The following is a 17,551-nucleotide window of genomic DNA, read 5'->3' on the forward strand; positions in this document are numbered from 1 at the left end:
AAGCCACGACAGCACACATGAAGAGGCAAGTACCTCGGCATGACGATCCCCCGTGGCGACACCGTTCCCCCGGTCGCCGGCTGACCTGCGCGCACAACAGATCGGGTCAAGATCTGCCCATGCGCGGGTAAATACTAGGCATGGATCAACCGATTGACGCAAGGCGGGCTGGACACGCTCGACATCGGCGACGTCGATCCCGGCTTCGCTGCCGTCAGCGGCACGGATCCGCGACAGGGCGAGCCGGTGAACGGTGCCGCGCCGGCTTCGGGTGACGGCGACCGCCCTCCGGTGGTTCGGTCAACCGCCGGTACAGGCGGGGATCCTCCCTCGGTTCCGGCAGGGCCTGGCCGAGGCACCCGTGACGGCCCCATGACGGCCCGGACAACGCGGAAGGGCCAAGGCCGGCCCCGGCGGGTCGGACCGGCGTGCGATTGTCGCAAGCCTGCTACGGATTCGCCGCGGACATCACCCTCGTAGGTGGGGACTTTAAGGTGGGTGCCGTCGTTGAGGAGTGTGTGGGCCACGGGGACCCTGGGGAAGGCACGGAGGAACTGAGGCTGTGGGCAACAGAAGGCGCGTCGCCGAGCGACGGAAGACCACCAGGCCCGCCGTGGTCGGCGGGATGATCGCCGTGTTCGTCGGCGGCGTCGGATTCGGTGCCTACGCACTGACCGACGGCGGCGCGGCGGCCGACGAGCGCACGTCCGCCACGTCCGACCACAAGGCCGTCAAATCCGGTCCGCTCAGCGCCGCCGAGATCCGCACGGCCTCCACCCGTTTCCTCACCGCGTGGCAGCACGGCAGGATCGACGAGGCGGCCGCCGCCACGGACGACGCCTCCGCCGCCACCACGCTGCTCACCGGCTACACCAAGGACGCCCGCCTGAAGGACGTCACGCTCGCGCCCGGCACGCCCACGGGCGCCAAGGTGCCGTTCACCGTCAAGGCGACGGTGTCGTACCAGAAGCTCAGCAAGCCGCTGGCGTACAGCAGTTCGCTCACCGTGGTGCGGCGGGCGAGTGACGGCAAGCCGCTGGTCAACTGGCACTCCGAGGTCGTCCACCCGGACCTGAAGGACGGCGACACGCTCGTCACCGGCGAGTCCGGCACCCCGCCGATCAAGGCGCTGGACCGCGACGGCGGCGAGCTGACGGCCGCCAAGTACCCCTCCTTGGGCCCGGTGTTGGACGGCCTGCGGCAGAAGTACGGCAAGACGGCGGGCGGCAAGGCCGGCATCGAACTGCGCGTGGTGCGCGGCAATGCCTCACAGAAGGCCCAGCTGTCCGACAAGACACTGGTCGAGCTGAGCCACGGCACGCCGGGCGCGGTGAAGACGACGCTGAATCCAGCCCTCCAGACGGCGGCCGAGCAGCAGGTCGGCAAGCGGCAGCAGGCGTCCGTGGTCGTCGTACGGCCCTCGACCGGCGAGATCCTCGCCGTCGCCAACAGCGGGCACGGCTTCAACGTCGCCTTCCAGGGCTCCCTCGCGCCCGGCTCCACGATGAAGATCGTGACGTCGACGATGCTGTTCGAGAAGAAGCTCATCACCCCGGACGCCTCGCACCCGTGCCCCAAGACGTACAAGCTGGCGGGCTGGACGTTCCACAACGACGACAACTCCGAGATCAAGAAGGGCACGTTCAAGCAGAGCTTCGGGGCCTCCTGCAACAACGCCTTCATCGACTTCGCGCCGAAGCTGTCCGACGACGACCTGACGAAGGAGGCCCAGCAGGTCTACGGCCTCGGCATGGACAACTGGTCCATCGGCGTCCCGTCGTTCGACGGCTCCGTCCCGGTGGAGAGCGGCGCGCAGATGGGCGCCTCGCTGATCGGGCAGGGCGGGGTGCGCATGAACCCGCTGAACATGGCGTCGGTGGCGGCGACGGTGGAGTCGGGCGCCTTCCACCAGCCGTACCTGGTGTCCCCGGCAGTGGACAACCGCACGCTGGCGAAGGCCGCGCGCACCATGTCGTCCCAGACGCAGTCCCAGCTGAAGGACGTCCTCAAGTTCACCGCGGATTACGGCACCGCGGCCAAGGCGATGGCGGGCATGAGCGGGGACTACGGCGCGAAGACGGGCTCCGCCGAGGTCGACGGGCAGAAGAAGCCGAACGGCTGGTTCACCGCCTACAAGGGCGACCTCGCCGCCGCCGGCGTGGTGCAGGCGGGCGGCCACGGCGGCGACACGGCCGGGCCGATCGTGGCGGCCCTGCTGAAGACGGGCGGCTGATCAGCCCCGTACGGGCTCTGCGGTGTAGGTGCGGCGCAGAAATCTGAGCAGCGCCTTCGACTCGAACTGCACCACCTCGACGCCGTGGGCGGAGTGGAACTCCACGACCGCCTGGACGCGCCCGCACGGCCACACACGTACGTCACCGCTCTCGGCCGGCGCCCGCAGTCCGCGTTCCAGCAGTGTGCGCGAGAAGGTCCACTCGTGAGTGCCGGGCAGGTCGACCCGGACGGACCGTGGATCGGAGTCGGGGTCGTACCGCAGCAGCACGGGTACGGCCCCCGGGTCCTCCTCGTCCGTGACGATATGGGCGCGCGCGTACTGCTCGATCACAGACATCGGACCGCCCTTTCACGCTGAGTGACATACACGAAAGCCGTGCTTCCGCTTTCTCTCCAATGTCGCACATTTTCCGGTTCACGCCTTCGGGAACGGCTTGGCTGCCCCCGTGCCGGCCGCCGCCGTCGTCTTCACGCGCGCTGCTCTCCGACAAGGAGCTGATACGAGCGCACCGGTCGGAGCTGCCGTTCGGTTTCGATCCGAAGTCCGTGACAATGGGCGCGTGACGAACGAGGACCGCGCCTACGAGGGGTCGCTGCTGCTGGACGACCAGCTGTGCTTCGCGCTGTACGCCGCCCAGCGCGCCGTGACCGCCGCATACCGTCCGCTTCTGGACGACCTCGGGCTCACCTACCCGCAGTACCTCGTGCTGCTGGTGCTGTGGGAGCGCGGCGAGACCAGCGTGAAGGAACTGGCGCGCTCCCTGCGTCTGGACTACGGAACCGTCTCGCCGTTGCTGAAGCGGCTGGAGGGGGCGGGGCTGGTACGCAGGGAGCGCGCGGCCGACGACGAGCGCTCGGTGCTCGTCGCGTGCACGGGGCGCGGAGAGGAACTCAGGGAGCGCGCGGCGCGCGTGCCCGGCGCGCTGCTCACGACGACCGGCCTCGGCGCGCAGGAGGTCGCGCGGTTGCGCGAGGAGCTGTGGAAGCTCACCCAGCGCGCCGACACGGCGGCCGACCGGCACTGATCACGCGCACCCACACCCTGATCGATCCGTACCCACAGCCCTGATCTCGCGTTACCCGCGGTTGCCACCCCCGGGCGCTGATCACTGACCTACCAGCCAGTATCTTGTGCGCGATGTACTTGTGCGCCACTTGTCCCGGGGGAGGCCGGCCATGACCGAGGGCACCGCTGTCGACACCCGTCCGACGAAGATCATGTACGTCGCCGAAGCCACCGCTCACGGCGGCCGCGACGGCTATGTCACCAGCCAGGACGGCCAGGTCGAGCTGAAGGTCGCGATGCCCCCGGAGCTGGGCGGCGACGGCAACGGCACCAACCCGGAACAGCTCTTCGCGGCCGGCTACAGCTCCTGCTTCCACAACGCGCTGATCCTGGTCGGCAACCGCGAGGGCTACGACCTGACCGGCTCCACGGTCGCCGCCAAGGTGGGCATCGGCCCGAACCGGCAGCGCGGCTACGGCCTCGCGGTCGCCCTCAGCGTCTCCCTGCCGGTCCTCGACCCGGACATGGCGGCGCGGCTGGTGGACGCGGCGCACGACGTCTGCCCGTACTCCAACGCGACGCGCGGCAACATCGACGTAACGATCCTGCTGGGCTGATCCCACCGAGGAATCGCAGGCTCGCGGCCCGTGTTCCACTCACTGTCGCAGGCGATCGGAAGGGACAGCGGGCGTGGACGTGAACGGCACAGTGGCCGAGGGCTTCGAGCCGGTCGAGGAGGCGTTCGCAGCGAACTTCGCGCTGCTCGGGGAACGTGGCGCCGCCGTCGCCGTGTACCGCGACGGGCACAAGGTCGTCGACCTGTGGGCCGGCACGAAGGACGTCGACGGCATGGCCGGTGCGCCCGGTACGGCCCCGTGGGAGACCGGGACCGCGCAGATCGTGCGCTCCGCGACCAAGGGCGTCGCCGCCGCCGCGCTCCTGCTGCTGCACCAGCGCGGCGAGCTGGACCTGGACGCCCCGGTCGGCGCGTACTGGCCCGAGTACAAGGCGGCCGGCAAGGAGCACACCCTCGTCCGGCAGCTGCTCGCCCACCGCGCGGGCGTGCCCGTGCTGGACCGCCCGCTGACCCCCGCCGAGGCCGCCGACCCCGGCCTGGGCGCCGCGGCCGTCGCCGCACAGGCGCCGGTGTGGGAGCCGGGCACGGACCACGGCTACCACGCCCAGACCTACAGCTGGCTCACCGGGGAACTGATCCGGCGCATCACCGGTCGCCCGGTCGGCGAGTGGATCGCGGAGGAGATCGCCGGCCCCGTCGGCGCGGACCTGTGGCTCGGCCTGCCCGAGTCGGAGCACGCGCGCGTGGGCCGCGTCGGCCCGGTCGAGGCGCCCGAGACGGCGGGCGGTCTGAAGACCCGCCCCAAGCGCGCGGTGACCGAGGCCTACGCCGACCCGGAGTCGCTGACCCGGCGCGCGTTCGCCGCGATCACCCCGCTCCCCGACGAGAACGACCCCGCCTACCGCGCGGCCGCCCTGCCCGCCTCCAACGGGATCGCCACCGCCGGCGGGCTGGCCCGTTTCTACGCCTCGCTGATCGGCGAAGTGGACGGCGGCACCCGGCTGTTCACCCCGGAGACGATGGAGCTGGCCCGCACCGAGCAGTCCGCCGGGCCGGACCGGGTCCTGGTCGTCGGCACCCGGTTCGGCCTCGGCTACATGCTGCACGGCGCCGCGTCCCCGCTGCTCTCCCCCGGCTCCTTCGGCCACCCGGGCCGGGGCGGCGCCCTCGCCTTCGCCGACCCTGAGACCGGCATCGCCTTCGGCTATGTCACCAACGGCTTCCGGAAGAGCGTGACGGCGGACCCGAGGGCGCAGGCGCTGGTGCGGGCGCTCCGCACGGCGCTCGCATAAGACCGCGCACCCCAGAGCGCGCGCCTGGGCGCACCGCGCGGCATCACCCACCGCGCGCCTCACACGCGCGACCTCACACGTTGATGGTGTGCGAGGTCCGCCCGGACTCCGCGTCGATCTCGTCGTGGGCCTTGGTCAGCAGCTGCATGGCCAGTTCGTTGAGGGCACGTGCGCCGGCTATCTCCTCGCCGACCCGGGGCTGGTTGGAGTCGACGCGGTGCCGGGTGGCGTGGCCGTGCGCCCGCACCTCGGTGCCGTCGGGCAAGCGCACCAACGCCACCGCGCGCGTGTGCTGATCATCCTCCGTGAACTCCAGCTCGACATGCCATCCGACAGCGGTGTGCATCATGACGATCACCTCCGAAAACCGCTGCTTCCAGGGTGCGCCCCCGCGCCCCGGCCCGTCATGTCGACGCCCGCCCGGCCGCCCGGTGAGCCGCTCTACTCGCCCTCGTCGTCGAAGCTGGCGAAGTACGCGGCGGCCATGTCCTCGTCCGCGTGACCCCGGGCGGCGGCACGGGCGAACCGTTCGGCCGCCGCCTCGGCGACATCGAGCCGTACGCCGCCCCGCTCGCCGGCCTGGACGATGAGCCGCGCGTCCTTCTCGGCGGTGGCCACGGCGAACGACGCCGGGGTGAGCTTCCCGTCGAGTACCAGAGCGGACTTGGCCCGCAGGTACCCCATGTCGAGCGGTCCTCCGTCGATGAGGTCGAAGAAGCCCTGCGGGTCGACGCCGAGGCCCTTCGAGAGGGCCAGCACCTCACCGGTCGCCGCGGTGACGGCGAGCACCCAGCTGTTGGCCACCAGCTTCAGCCGGCTGGCGCTGCCCGCGGCCCCGTCCTCACCGGTCCACACCGTCTTGGCGCCGACGGCGTCGAAGACGGGCGTGACCGTCTCCCGGCCGTCCTCGGGCCCGGCGGCCAGCACCGTCAGCTGACCGGCCTCGGCGGGCTGGCGGGTGCCGAGGACCGGGGCGTCGTAGAACACCAGGCCGTGCTCGCGGGCGAAGCCGGCCAGGTCGGAGACCAGCTCGATGCCGACGGTGGTGCACTGCGCCCACACGGTGCCCGGACGCAGCGCCGGTGCGGCCTCGCCCATCACGTCCAGGACGGTGTTGCCGTCGTAGAGCATGGTCAGCACCGCATCGGCGCCCTCGACGGCCTCGGCGGGCGTGCCGGTGACCCGGATCCCGTCGGCGGCCAGCGGCTCGGCCTTCTCGCGGGTACGGTTCCAGGCCCGGACCCCGAGCCCGGCGCGGGCGAGGTTGCGGGCCATGGCGGCACCCATGATGCCGGTGCCCAGGACGCTGACGGTCGGTTTGTCGGTCATGACGGCTCCCTCGTACGGTTCGTGACGGCCCAACGTCATCCTGCTACCCGGCGTGCAGCATCAGTCCTATCCCCACGACCAGCAGTCCCGCCGCCGCGATCCGGGGCGCCCCGAAGCGCTCCTTGAAGAAGAGGGCGCCTATGGCCGCGCCCACGATGATCGAGGACTCGCGCAGGGCGGCGACGGGGGCGAGGTCGGCGCGGGTCTGGGCCCACAGGACGAGGGCGTACGCGGCGACGGAGAGGAACGCGCCGAGGAGGCCGAGGGCGGCACAAGGCCGCAGCAGCCGTACGGTCTCGCCCCGCACGCGCGCGTACATGTATGCCGGGACGACGGCTCCCTGAACGGCCATCAGCCAGGCGATGTAGCCCAGCGACGACTGGGAGGCGCGTACGCCCAGGCCGTCGAGCACCGTGTACGCGGCAATCGTCAGCCCGGTCGCCAGGGCTGCACCGATCGCGGCCCAGTTGGGCTGGTGGCCGCGCAGCCCCCACAGGCTGACGCCGCTGAGCCCGAGGCACGACACGGCGATGCCGGCCGCCGACCACGCCCCGGGCACCTCGTGCGCGAACACCGCCGCCAGCACGGTCACCACGAGCGGCGCGCTCCCGCGCGCGATCGGATAGGCCTGCCCGAAGTCGCCCAGCCGGAACGAGGTCATGAGCAGCGCGTAGTAGGCGACGTGCACGGCGGCGGAGGCGAAGAGGTACGGCCAGGCCGCTGCCGCCGGAAACGCCACGAACGGCACCAGCGCGAGCCCGATGAGCAGTCCGCCGCCGGAGATCAGCGTGAACCCGACCAGCTTGTCGGTGATCTTGTGCGCGATGGCGTTCCAGCTGGCGTGCGTGACCGCGGCGAACAGCACCGCTGCGGTGACCAGCGGCGTCACCGCGAGCCTTCGGGGTGGGCTCGGGATTCTTCGGCGCCGGTGGCAGCTGTCGTCGTCATGCGGGGCACGGTAGCGGTCGTTGTACAGCGCACGCGACTGAGTTGCCATGCCCGCGCGAGACGACACGTACCCATACGGCCGCCGCACGACTGGCACGCGAATCGGGGCCTGAGGATGCTTGAGCGTGTGGTGTACGGCGCGACGCGGACGGGAGCGGTACATGAGGGCAGCGAGCGGCAGACGCACCACCGTCGGCGGCTGGTGGGTGCGCCACCTTCGGCTGCTGCCCGTTCTCCTCCTCGCCGGAGGCGCCCTCTTCGACTACAACACCGCTCCGCATGTCAGTGGAGAAGCCTTCTACACAGCCGCGCCGATGGCAGCCGCCGCACTGCTGTCCCTTCGCGCGACGATCCTGGCGGGCATCGGTGCCTGCGCCACCGACGTCGCGCTGCTCGTCCACTTCGGCCTCCTGGGGGACTCCGGTGGGCAGAGCGAGCTGGCCGCGGTCGCGACGGTCTCGGTCCTCGCCGTCGTCGTCAACCGTCTCATGCACTACAGCAACCTGCGTCTGGAGTCCGCACGCAGAATCGCCCTGGCCGTCCAGCGCGCCGTGCTGCCGCAGCTGCCGTCCTCGATGGGCTCCCTGCGGATCGCCGTGCGCTACCAGGCGGCTGTGAAGGACGCGCAGATCGGCGGCGACCTGTACAGCGCCCAGGACACCCCGTACGGCGTGCGCTGTCTGGTCGGGGACGTACGGGGCAAGGGCCTGGACGCGGTCCATGCGGTGGAGGTGACCATGGGGGTGTTCCGGGAGGCCGCCGAGGAGGAACCCACGCTCGTCGCGATCACAGCCAGGCTGGAGCGGGCACTGCTACGGGAAAGAGGGCGGCGGACGGGACCCGAGCGGACCGAGGGGTTCGTCACCGGCGTTCTCGTCGAGATCCCGCCCTGCGGCGATGAACTGCGGCTGGTCAACCGCGGTCACCCGGCGCCCCTGGTCCTGCACGCGGGCCAGGTGCGCAGCGCGGAACCGTCCGAACCGGCCCTCCCCCTGGGACTGGCGGAGCTCAGCACCGGCCAGGACCGGACCGACACGGTGCCCTTCCCTCCGGGAGCGACTCTCCTGCTGTACACGGACGGGCTGAACGAGGCACGGAACCGCGCCGGCGACTTCTACGACCCCGCAGCCGGGCTGACCGGACTCGACTTCGCCGGACCGGACGCGCTGCTCGACGCCCTTCTCACCGAGGTGAGCCGCCATACCGGCGGCCGCATCACCGATGACCTGGCCCTGCTCGCGGTCACCCGAGACGGATGAGGAAATCGGCCCAGGCGGCCGGGGTGACCTTCAGCTGCGCGGTGTCGGGGGTTTTGGAGTCGCGGATGTGGATGGTGGTGGGGGTGGTGGCCACTTCGACGCAGTCGTCGCCTTCGCTGCTGCTGCTGTAGCTGCTCTTGAACCAGTGCAGTTCCGTGGCGCTCATAGTCTCCCCAGCGCTTGCTCAATGAAGGCGTGCGACTCCCTCGGTGAGAGAGCCTCGGCTCGGATGATCCCATACCGCAGTTCGAGGATCCGGAGCTGCCTGAGGTCCGAGACCGGGCGGCCGTTGAACGCCCCGTCGGAACGACCTACAGCGGTACCGTCCTCGAACTTCAGCAACTCGACCAAGCCGCTCATTCCGGGGTGCCCTTCGTGGCGGGTCGGCATGACCTGGACCTCGACGTTGGGCAACTGGGACAGTTCCAACAGGTGTTCAAGCTGTCGACGTAGCAGCATTGTCCCGCCGATGGGCCGTTCGAGCGTCACCTGTTCCTGGACAAAGCTGAGGTCAGGAGCGGGCGAACGCTCGAAGATCGAATGTCGCGCCACGCGTGCCGCAACCATCTGCTCCAACTCGTCCTGTGTGTAAGCCGGTCGGCGCACCTTCAGCAACGCCCGCGTGTACTCCGGTGTCTGGAGCAACCCATGGATATTGTGGTTGCTGTACAGCAGCAGCTCGACGGCCCGGCCCTCCATCTCCGCCAGCCTCCGCACCTTCTTCGGATACCGGGCCCTGCGCATCTCCTCCATGAACGCCTTGAGATGACCCTGCGCCTTCAGGACCCCGTCGGCCTTCTCCAGGAACTCCGGCCGGGGAATCCGCTGCCCTCGCTCGATCTTGCGGATCAAGTCCTCGCCGTAGCCCATGACTTCGGCCAGATCGGCCACGCTCATCCCGGCCGTCTCCCGGCAGACCTTGAGCAGCCGCCCCACCGCCTGCACCACCGGCTCGATCTCGTCGCCGGGTTCGACGTCCCAACCCGCCTCGTCCACGCCCTCGTTCACGCTCACACACCTCCAACGCGCACCTGTACCCGTACAACGCCCGAGACAGCCAAGACAGCCGGGACAAACCCGGGACAGAAAAAGGCCGGTGAGAGTGCAAGCCCCGTCCCCACGGGCACCCTCACCGGCCGGTCCGCTACCGGAAGCGGTACGTCAGGCGCGTACCAGCTCCCTCTCCTCGTCCGGATCAGCGTTCTTCTGGAGGCCCTCGCCCTCGACGTCCACGTTGGGCAGCGCGCGGTCGAGCCACTTCGGCAGCCACCAGGCCCGCTTGCCGAGCAGCGCGAGCACCGCCGGGACGATGGCCATGCGGACGATGAACGCGTCGAAGAAGACGGCGATCGCGAGGCCGAAGCCGATCATCTTGACCATCGCCTCGGTGGAGCCGATGAAGCCGGAGAACACGGCGATCATGATGACGGCGGCGGCCGTGACGACCCGTGCACCGTGCTTGAAGCCGGTCACGACGGCCTGGTTGGGCTTCTCGCCGTGGACGAACGCCTCCCGCATCCGGGTCACGAGGAAGACCTCGTAGTCCATCGCGAGGCCGAAGACGACACCCACCATGAAGATCGGCATCATCGACATGACCGGGCCGGTCTGCTCGACGTTCATCAGGCCCGACAGCCAGCCCCACTGGAAGACCGCGACCACGGCGCCGAGGGCCGCCAGCACGCTGAGCAGGAAGCCGAGGGCCGCCTTCAGCGGGACGAGGATCGAGCGGAAGACCACGATCAGGAGGAGGAAGGCCAGGCCGACGACCAGCGCCAGGTACGGCACGAGCGCGTCGTTCAGTTTCTGCGAGACGTCGATGTTCATCGCCGTCGAACCGGTGACCAGGACCTTGGAGTCCGTCTCCTTCGCGATGTCCGCGCCCTTGTCACGGATGCTGTGCACCAGGTCCTCTGTCGTCTTCGAGGACGGCTTGGACTTGGGTACGACCGTGATCGTCGCGGTGTCGCCGGCCTTGTTGGCCATGGCCGGGGTGACCGCGACGACGTCCTTCAGGCCCTTGATCTCGTCGCCGACCTTGGTGAAGGCGGCCTTGGGGTCATGGCTGTCCTTGGCGTCGACCACGACCATCAGCGGGCCGTTGAAGCCCGGCCCGAAGCCCTCGGAGAGCAGGTCGTAGGCGCGGCGCTGGGTGGTGGAGGTGGGCTGGGAACCGTCGTCGGGCAGGCCCAGTTCCAGGGAGGCGGCCGGGATCGCCGCCGCGCCGAGGCCGAGCACACCGAGCAGCAGAACGGCGATCGGGCGGCGTACGACGAAGCTCGCCCAGCGGGTGCCCATGTTGGGCCGGCCCGGCTTCTTCGGGGTGCGGCCGCCGCCGAGCAGCTTGCTCTTCTCGCCCGCCGGCTTGATCTTGCGGCCCGCGTAGCCGAGCAGCGCCGGGATCATCGTCAGCGCGATGAGGACGGCGATGGCGACGGTGCCGGCCGCCGCGATGCCCATCTTGGTGAGCATCGGGATGTTGACGACCGACAGGCCGACCAGGGCGATGACGACGGTGAGGCCGGCGAAGACCACTGCCGAACCCGCCGTACCGACCGCCCGTCCGGCCGCTTCCTCGCGCTCGCGGCCCTCGGCCAGTTCGGCGCGGTAGCGGGAGACGATGAAGAGGGCGTAGTCGATGCCGACGGCCAGGCCGATCATCGACGCGAGGGTGGAGGTCGTGGAGCCGAGATCGAGGGCGCTGGCGAGCGCGGTGATCGTGGAGACACCGATGCCGACGCCGATGATCGCGGTGAGCAGCGGGAATCCGGCCGCGAGCAGCGAGCCGAAGGTGATGACGAGGACGACGGCGGCGATACCGATGCCGATGACCTCGCTGGAGCCGGTCTTCGGGGCCGCGCTCAGCGCGTCACCGCCGACCTCGACGGTCAGTCCGGCGTCCCGCGCGTGCTGTGCGGCCTCCTTCAGGGCGTCCCGGGAGGAGTCCTTCAGCTGCATGCCGGAGACCTTGTACTTCACCGAGGCGTAGGCGATCGTGCCGTTCTTGCTGACGGCGTGCCCGGCGTAGGGGTCGGCGACGGAGGTGACCTCGGAGCCGCTGCCCAGCTCCTTGACGGTCTTCTCGACGGCTTCCTTGTTGAGTTTGTCGGTCACCTTCTCGCCGCTCGGCGCCTTGAAGACGACGCGCGCGGTGGCGCCGTCGGCGCTCATCCCGGGGAAGCGCTGTTCCAGCAGGTCGAAGGCCTTCTGCGCCTCGGTGCCGGGGATCGAGAAGGAGGTGTTGCCGGCGGCCGGCGCGGAGGCGGCGCCCACCCCGGCGAGGGTGAGCAGCGCTATCCATATGAGAGCGACGAAGTGCCGTCGCCGGAAGGCGAGACGGCCGAGTTTGTAGAGCATCGTGGCCACGGAGACGTACTCCCGGTCAGGTCGTTGGGTCCATCAGGGCAGGGGTGATCAGCCCGACGACGTGAGCGGTGACGTCAGTTGGTGGGCTTACTCGGGGTTCAGAGGGTGATCAGGAGAGGGGATCAGAACGTGATCAGGAGGTGATCAGGAGGTGGGAACGCCGAGGGCGGGGAGGACCACGGCGTCGATGTACGACAGGAGGAAGGCCTGTGTCGGCGGCTGCTCGTCGATGAGCGTGCGGGCGGCGAACCCGCCGATCATCATGTGCATCACGTAGTCGATCGCCGGGTTGTCCGCGCGGACCTCGCCCCGGTCGATCGCCCGTTGCAGTACACGGCGGAACGCCGCCATCTCCGGCTCGATGAGATGGTCCTTGAACGCCCGCAGGAGGTCCGGGTTGCCGTGCATGGCCATCGCCAGACCCCGCATCAGCGCGGAGTTCTGCTCCATCTCGCAGTCGTCGGAACGCAGGGTGAGGGCGTGCAGGTCGCTCCTGAGCGATCCGGTGTCGACCTCGTCGGCGAGGCCTCCCGGCTTGCCGTGCCGCACCGCCTTCGCCACCAGCTCGGCCTTGCCGCCCCACTGGCGGTAGAGCGTCGCCTTGCTGGACTTGGTGCGCGCGGCCACGGCGTCCATGGTGAGGGCGTCGTAGCCGACCTCGCGGAGCAGGTCGAGCACGGCCTCGTACAACTCGGCCTCACGCTCGGGCGTGATCCGGCTGCGGCGCCCCGGTGCGAGCACCGGCTCCACCGGAGCGGCTGACGCCGCACCCTTTGCCGCGACCTCGGTCATGCCACTCACCTTCCCGCTCCGGAGCCTCCTGCTTCGTACCACCATGAAGATACCCTGAGAGCATGCGAAACGAAACCGTTTCGTACGTGTCTTGGGTCACGGACGTCAGAGCCGCATAAGTTGCTGGGTCCCAGTTGGCGGAAAAGCATGGGGAGGTGAGCTATCTGCGCCTTCCCCACCTCAGCGGCGACCTGCTGTGCTTCGTGGCCGAGGACGACCTCTGGCTGGCTCCTCTCGATGCCCCGGGCCGGGCCTGGCGGCTCACGGCGGACCGTACGAAGACCGGGCACCCGCGGTTCTCGCCCGACGGCAGGCAGATCGCGTACACGACCTGGCGCAGCCTCGTGCCCGAGATCCACCTGGTCGGGGTCGACGGCGGTCCCGCGCGGCAGCTGACGTACTGGGGCAGCGCCGACACCCAGGTCTGCGGCTGGACGCCCCCTGAGGAGGACGGCAGGAGCCGCATCCTGGCGGTGGCCTCGCACGGCCAGCCCTTCTCCTACTTCACCTGGGCCTACAAGGTCCCCACCGACGGAGACCCGGGCGGCCGGCTGCCCTGGGGCCCGGTCGCCGACATCCAGGTCGCCGACGTCGCCGGCGAGCACAAGACCCTCCTGCTCACCGGCACCCCGCCCCACGAACCGGCCTCCTGGAAGCGCTACCGCGGCGGCGCCATGGGCCGGCTCTGGCTGCACGGCGAGCAACTCGTGCCCGACATCGGCGGCCATCTGGCATGCCCCATGTTCGTCGCCGGCCGGATCGCCTTCCTCTCCGACCACGAGGGCGTCGGCAACCTCTACTCCTGCGCCCACGACGGCACCGACCTGCGCCGCCACACCGACCACGACGCGTTCTACGCCCGGCACGCCTCCAGCGACGGCACCCGGGTCGTCTACCAGTGCGCCGGCGACCTGTGGCTGGTCGACGACTTCGCCCCGGACGCCGTACCGCGCAAGCTGGACATCCGCCTCGCCGGGCCGGCCACCGGACGCCGCCCGTACCAGGTGCCGGCCGCGCAGAACATCGACGGCATCTCCGTGGACGAGACCGGCCGGGCCAGCGCCGTCGTCGTACGCGGCAGCCTGTACTGGCTCACCCACCGCGAAGGCCCTGCCCGTACGATCGCCGACACGCCCGGCGTGCGGGTACGGCTGCCGGAGATGCTGGGTACGACCGGTCAGCTGGCCTATGTGACGGACGCCGAGGGCGAGGACGCCGTGGAGATCGCCCAGCTGCCCCGCGCGACCGGCGACCGCGCGCCCCGCCGGCTCGCCTCCGGCGAACTGGGCCGCGTCCTGGAGCTGGCCTCCGACCCGGAGGGCGAACGGCTTGCGGTCGCCTCGCACGACGGGCGGTTGCTGCTGATCGATGTGTCGGAGGGCGAGGGTGGGGAGGCTGCCGCGAGCGGGGACGGCGAGGTCGCCGGAGCTGCGGCGGGTGCGGGCGACAAGGGCACGGGAGCTACGGCCGGAGCCGACGACACGAATGTTGTGGCCGGAGCCGACGACACGAATGTTGTGGCCGGAGCCGGCGAACAGGACACCGGACCCGCGGAAACCGCCGGAGGCCGGGTCACCGAGCTGATCCGCTCCGTCAACGGCCCCGTCCGCGACCTCTCCTTCTCCCCGGACGGCGCGTGGCTCACCTGGTCCCACCCGGGCATCGGCCGCTCCCTGCGCCAGATCAAGCTGGCCCGGATCAAGGACCGGCTGATCGTGGACGTGACCAACGGCCGCTTCGAGGACGAGAATCCGGTCTTCACCCGCGACGGCCGCTACCTCGCCTTCCTCTCCTGGCGCGGCTTCGACCCGGTGTACGACGTCCACACCGGCGACCTGTCCTTCCCGCTCGGCTGCCGCCCGTACCTCGTCCCGCTGAACTCGGTGACCCCCTCCCCGTTCGCCCTGAACCCCGAGGGCCGTCCGGCGGCCGGCGGGCTCGACCCGGTCGAGGACGAGGAGACGGGCGAGGCCGGCACGGTGACGGTGGAGGTGGAGGGCCTGGCGAACCGGGTCACGCCGTTCCCGGTGATCGCCTCCAAGTACTCCGCGCTCTGCCCGGTCGCGGGCGGCGGACTGGTCTGGCTGCGCTGGCCGATCTCCGGCGCGCTCGGCGAGACCTTCGTCAACCCGGCCGACATCAGCGGTCGCCCGACCCTGGAGTACTTCAACATCACCAAGGCGAAGAAGGCCGAACTGGTCGACCACATGGACTGGTTCGCGGTCAGCGGCGACGGCACCCGGCTGGTCGTCGTGGACGAGGGCGATCTGCGCGCGGTGCCCTCCACGGAGTCCGGTGACGCGGACACGACCGTCTGGATCGACCTGCGCCGCATCCTGCACGAGGTCGACCCGCCCGCGGAGTGGCGCCAGGCCTTCGACGAGGCGGGCCGGATCATCCGCGGCTACTTCTGGGACCCGGGCATGTGCGGCATCGGCTGGGACGCGGTGCTCGACCAGTACCGCCCGCTCGTCGAACGGGTCGCCTCCCCCGACGATTTCGCGGATCTGCTGCGGGAGGTCCTCGGCGAACTGGGCACCTCGCACGCCTACGTCACCGCCGCCCGCCGCAACGAGGGCCCGTCCCCCTACCAGCGCTGGCAGGGCCTGCTCGGTGCCAACCTCGTCCGCCGCGACGGCCACTGGCTGGTCAAACGCATCCTGCCCGGCGACTCCTCCGACTCCAAGGCCCGCTCACCGCTGGCCGGCACGGGCATCCGCGAGGGCGCCGTCCTGACCCACGTCGACGGCCGCCCGGTCGATCCGGTGGCCGGGCCGTTCCCGCTGCTCGCCGGCTCCGGGGGTACGACCGTGGAGCTGACGTTCACCCCGGAAGGGGAGTCGGGCCGAGCCCGCCGGGTCGCCGTCGTACCGCTCGTCGACGAGCGGCCGCTGCGCTACCAGGACTGGGTCGCCAAACGCCGCGAGGTCGTACGGGAGTTGAGCGGCGGCAAGTGCGGCTACCTGCACATCCCCGACATGGGCGGCTCGGGCTGGGCCCAGTTCAACCGCGACCTGCGCATGGAGGTGTCCCGGCCCGCGCTGATCGTGGACGTGCGCGGCAACGCGGGCGGGCACATCAGCGAACTCGTCATCGAGAAGCTGACCCGGACGATCCTGGGCTGGGACCTGACGAGGGACGCGCAACCGGTGTCGTACACCTCGAACGCCCCCCGAGGCCCGATCGTCGCCCTCGCCGACGAGGCGACCTCCTCGGACGGCGACATGATCACGGCGGCCTTCAAGTTGCTGAAGCTCGGCCCGGTGGTCGGCCAGCGCACCTGGGGCGGCGTGGTCGGCATGACGGGCCGCCACCGGCTGGGCGACGGCACGGTGATCACGGTGCCGATGAACGCGGCCTGGTTCGATGCCTACGGCTGGTCCGTGGAGAACCACGGCGTCACCCCCGACCTGGAGATCATGCGCACCCCCCTGGACTGGGCGGAAGGCCGGCACGCCCAGATGGACGACGCGATCCAACTGGCCCTGGACCTCCTCGAATCCAACCCCGCCGCAATCCCCCCCGACTACAGCGACGCCCCCAACCGATCCCGCCCAACACTCCCGCTCCGGGCGAAGCGGGGGGAGACATAGGCGAGCGATGAGGGGGTGTGGTGCGGAGGGGCCGTGCGGAGGGGGGTGGTGCGAGGGGGCCGTGCGGAGGGGGCCCGTGCGGGGGGCCGTGCGGAGGGGGCCCGTGCGGGGGGCGTGGTGCGGGGGACGTGGCGCGGAAGCGGCCGACGTGAAGGGGCGCGGTGCGCGGCGCGGTGTGGCAGTGGCCGGCGTGAAAGAGCGCGGTGTCGGGACGCGACGTGGAAGAGGCCGGCGTGAAAGGGCGCGGTGTGGCAGTGACCGCTGAAGGGGTGGTGGGGGCGCGATGTGGCAGTGGCCGGCGTGAAAGAACGCGGTGTCGGGACGCGACGTGGAAGAGGCCGGCGTGAAAGGGCGCGGTGCGCGGCGCGGTGTGGCAGTGGCCGGCGTGAAGGGGGGTTGGAGTTGGGACCGATGCAGAAGAGGCCAACGTGAAATGAGCGCAGGGGGAGGGATTCGATGCAGGAGAGGCCAGCGTGAAGGAATGAGGTGTGCGGGACGCAGCCCGGGGAGCGCACGGTGTGAGAGGCGCGCGTGAGGGCGCAATGCGGGGGACGCACGTGAGAGGCGCATATGAAGGCCGCGGGGGACTACGCGGCAAAGGATCAGGCTGTTGAGAACGCGGGGGATCTACGCGACAAGGCCAGGCTGTTGAGGGACGTGGGGGATCTACGCGGCAAGGCCAGGCTGTTGAGGGGCGCGGGGAACTGCGCGACAAGCCCCCACCCACCCGCACCCGACACCACACCCCCACCACCCCGAACGCAACGACAAAAACAGGGCGCCCTCCACAAAGAAGGGCGCCCCAAACCAACCACCCGGCCAAAGCCGAGCGCAGCGACTACGCGTCGTAGTCCCGGTTGAAGCGGTCCTGCATCTCCCGGTCCGTGTCCTCGATGTCGCGCATGTTCTCGTGCTTCTGACCACGCTGCGGTTGCTGGCCACGCTGCGGCTTCTGCCCACGCTGCGCCTGCTGGCCACGCTGGCCGGCCCGCTCACGCCCCTCGTTGAGCTTGTCCTTGGCCTTCTTCTGCGACTCGCCGGCCTGGTCCTTGAACTGGTCCTTCATACCCATGTGGGTTCACTCCTGTGGTGAGTGAGGGTGGGGGTGGCCCTGGGCGGGGCCCCTCGCTGGGGCCCCTCGGCGGGGCCTCGAC

15 protein-coding genes and 1 pseudogene are annotated in these 17,551 nt (G+C 70.6%); 7 read left to right on the top strand and 9 right to left on the bottom strand.

Features of this window, described 5'->3' with window-relative positions:
• Positions 1-562: 562 nt before the first annotated feature.
• Positions 563-2,233, top strand: coding sequence for a penicillin-binding transpeptidase domain-containing protein (locus AV521_RS23120; RefSeq protein WP_076090400.1), 1,671 nt, complete (start codon positions 563-565; stop codon positions 2,231-2,233).
• On the opposite strand, the gene AV521_RS23125 is transcribed toward AV521_RS23120, so the two are convergent.
• A complete protein-coding gene (locus AV521_RS23125; protein ID WP_076090401.1) occupies positions 2,234-2,572 on the bottom strand; it encodes an SsgA family sporulation/cell division regulator in 339 nt (112 codons plus the stop codon).
• Between the two features lie 140 nt (positions 2,573-2,712).
• On the opposite strand from AV521_RS23125, the pseudogene AV521_RS51030 reads away from it, so the two are divergent.
• The 4 genes and pseudogenes from AV521_RS51030 to AV521_RS23140 all read left to right on the top strand — a co-directional run.
• Positions 2,713-2,799, top strand: a pseudogene (locus AV521_RS51030) (cobalt ABC transporter ATP-binding protein); the annotation flags it as partial.
• Entirely contained in the window at positions 2,796-3,260 is a 465-nt protein-coding gene (locus AV521_RS23130) for a MarR family winged helix-turn-helix transcriptional regulator (protein ID WP_076090402.1), read from the top strand. The pseudogene AV521_RS51030 and the gene AV521_RS23130, both read left to right, overlap by 4 nt.
• Before the next feature lie 151 nt (positions 3,261-3,411).
• Positions 3,412-3,858: an organic hydroperoxide resistance protein gene (locus tag AV521_RS23135; RefSeq protein WP_076090403.1), complete on the top strand. Its 447-nt coding sequence runs from the start codon at positions 3,412-3,414 to the stop codon at positions 3,856-3,858.
• A 73-nt stretch (positions 3,859-3,931) separates the two neighbouring features.
• Positions 3,932-5,110: a serine hydrolase domain-containing protein gene (locus AV521_RS23140; protein ID WP_076090404.1), complete on the top strand. Its 1,179-nt coding sequence runs from the start codon at positions 3,932-3,934 to the stop codon at positions 5,108-5,110.
• A 73-nt stretch (positions 5,111-5,183) separates the two neighbouring features.
• Here the strand turns inward: AV521_RS23140 and AV521_RS23145 are convergent, their stop codons facing one another.
• The 3 genes from AV521_RS23145 to AV521_RS23155 form a co-directional block, all read right to left on the bottom strand.
• The gene (locus AV521_RS23145) at positions 5,184-5,459 is read right to left on the bottom strand and encodes a DUF1876 domain-containing protein (RefSeq protein ID WP_076090524.1); all 276 of its coding nucleotides are present in this window, start codon (positions 5,457-5,459) and stop codon (positions 5,184-5,186) included.
• 92 nt (positions 5,460-5,551) lie between these two features.
• Positions 5,552-6,439 carry an NAD(P)-dependent oxidoreductase gene (locus AV521_RS23150; protein WP_076090405.1) on the bottom strand — a complete coding sequence of 296 codons (888 nt, stop codon included), beginning with the start codon at positions 6,437-6,439 and terminating at the stop codon, positions 5,552-5,554.
• A gap of 43 nt (positions 6,440-6,482) precedes the next feature.
• Positions 6,483-7,328: a DMT family transporter gene (locus AV521_RS23155; protein WP_076090406.1), complete on the bottom strand. Its 846-nt coding sequence runs from the start codon at positions 7,326-7,328 to the stop codon at positions 6,483-6,485.
• Positions 7,329-7,548: 220 nt separating this feature from the next.
• On the opposite strand from AV521_RS23155, the gene AV521_RS23160 reads away from it, so the two are divergent.
• Complete coding sequence (locus AV521_RS23160; protein ID WP_076090407.1) at positions 7,549-8,646, top strand: PP2C family protein-serine/threonine phosphatase; 1,098 nt, start codon at positions 7,549-7,551, stop codon at positions 8,644-8,646.
• On the opposite strand, the gene AV521_RS23165 is transcribed toward AV521_RS23160, so the two are convergent.
• The 4 genes from AV521_RS23165 to AV521_RS23180 all read right to left on the bottom strand — a co-directional run bounded on the left by AV521_RS23165 (position 8,630) and on the right by AV521_RS23180 (position 12,804).
• Positions 8,630-8,812, bottom strand: coding sequence for a DUF397 domain-containing protein (locus AV521_RS23165; protein ID WP_076090408.1), 183 nt, complete (start codon positions 8,810-8,812; stop codon positions 8,630-8,632). The two genes, AV521_RS23160 and AV521_RS23165, sit on opposite strands and share 17 nt — an antisense overlap.
• Positions 8,809-9,654, bottom strand: coding sequence for a helix-turn-helix transcriptional regulator (locus AV521_RS23170; RefSeq protein WP_079249366.1), 846 nt, complete (start codon positions 9,652-9,654; stop codon positions 8,809-8,811). The genes AV521_RS23165 and AV521_RS23170 overlap by 4 nt, the downstream gene beginning before the upstream one ends.
• A 153-nt stretch (positions 9,655-9,807) precedes the next feature.
• Positions 9,808-12,012, bottom strand: coding sequence for an MMPL family transporter (locus tag AV521_RS23175; RefSeq protein ID WP_076090410.1), 2,205 nt, complete (start codon positions 12,010-12,012; stop codon positions 9,808-9,810).
• 144 nt (positions 12,013-12,156) lie between these two features.
• Positions 12,157-12,804: a TetR/AcrR family transcriptional regulator gene (locus AV521_RS23180; protein WP_076090411.1), complete on the bottom strand. Its 648-nt coding sequence runs from the start codon at positions 12,802-12,804 to the stop codon at positions 12,157-12,159.
• 155 nt (positions 12,805-12,959) lie between these two features.
• On the opposite strand from AV521_RS23180, the gene AV521_RS23185 reads away from it, so the two are divergent.
• Complete coding sequence (locus tag AV521_RS23185) at positions 12,960-16,397, top strand: S41 family peptidase (RefSeq protein ID WP_076090412.1); 3,438 nt, start codon at positions 12,960-12,962, stop codon at positions 16,395-16,397.
• 838 nt (positions 16,398-17,235) lie between these two features.
• Here the strand turns inward: AV521_RS23185 and AV521_RS23190 are convergent.
• Positions 17,236-17,469, bottom strand: coding sequence for a hypothetical protein (locus AV521_RS23190; RefSeq protein ID WP_076090413.1), 234 nt, complete (start codon positions 17,467-17,469; stop codon positions 17,236-17,238).
• Between the last annotated feature and the right edge of the window lie 82 nt (positions 17,470-17,551).

The organism is Streptomyces sp. IMTB 2501 (assembly GCF_001953885.1).
In the GTDB taxonomy this organism is placed as follows: Bacteria; Actinomycetota; Actinomycetes; order Streptomycetales; family Streptomycetaceae; genus Streptomyces.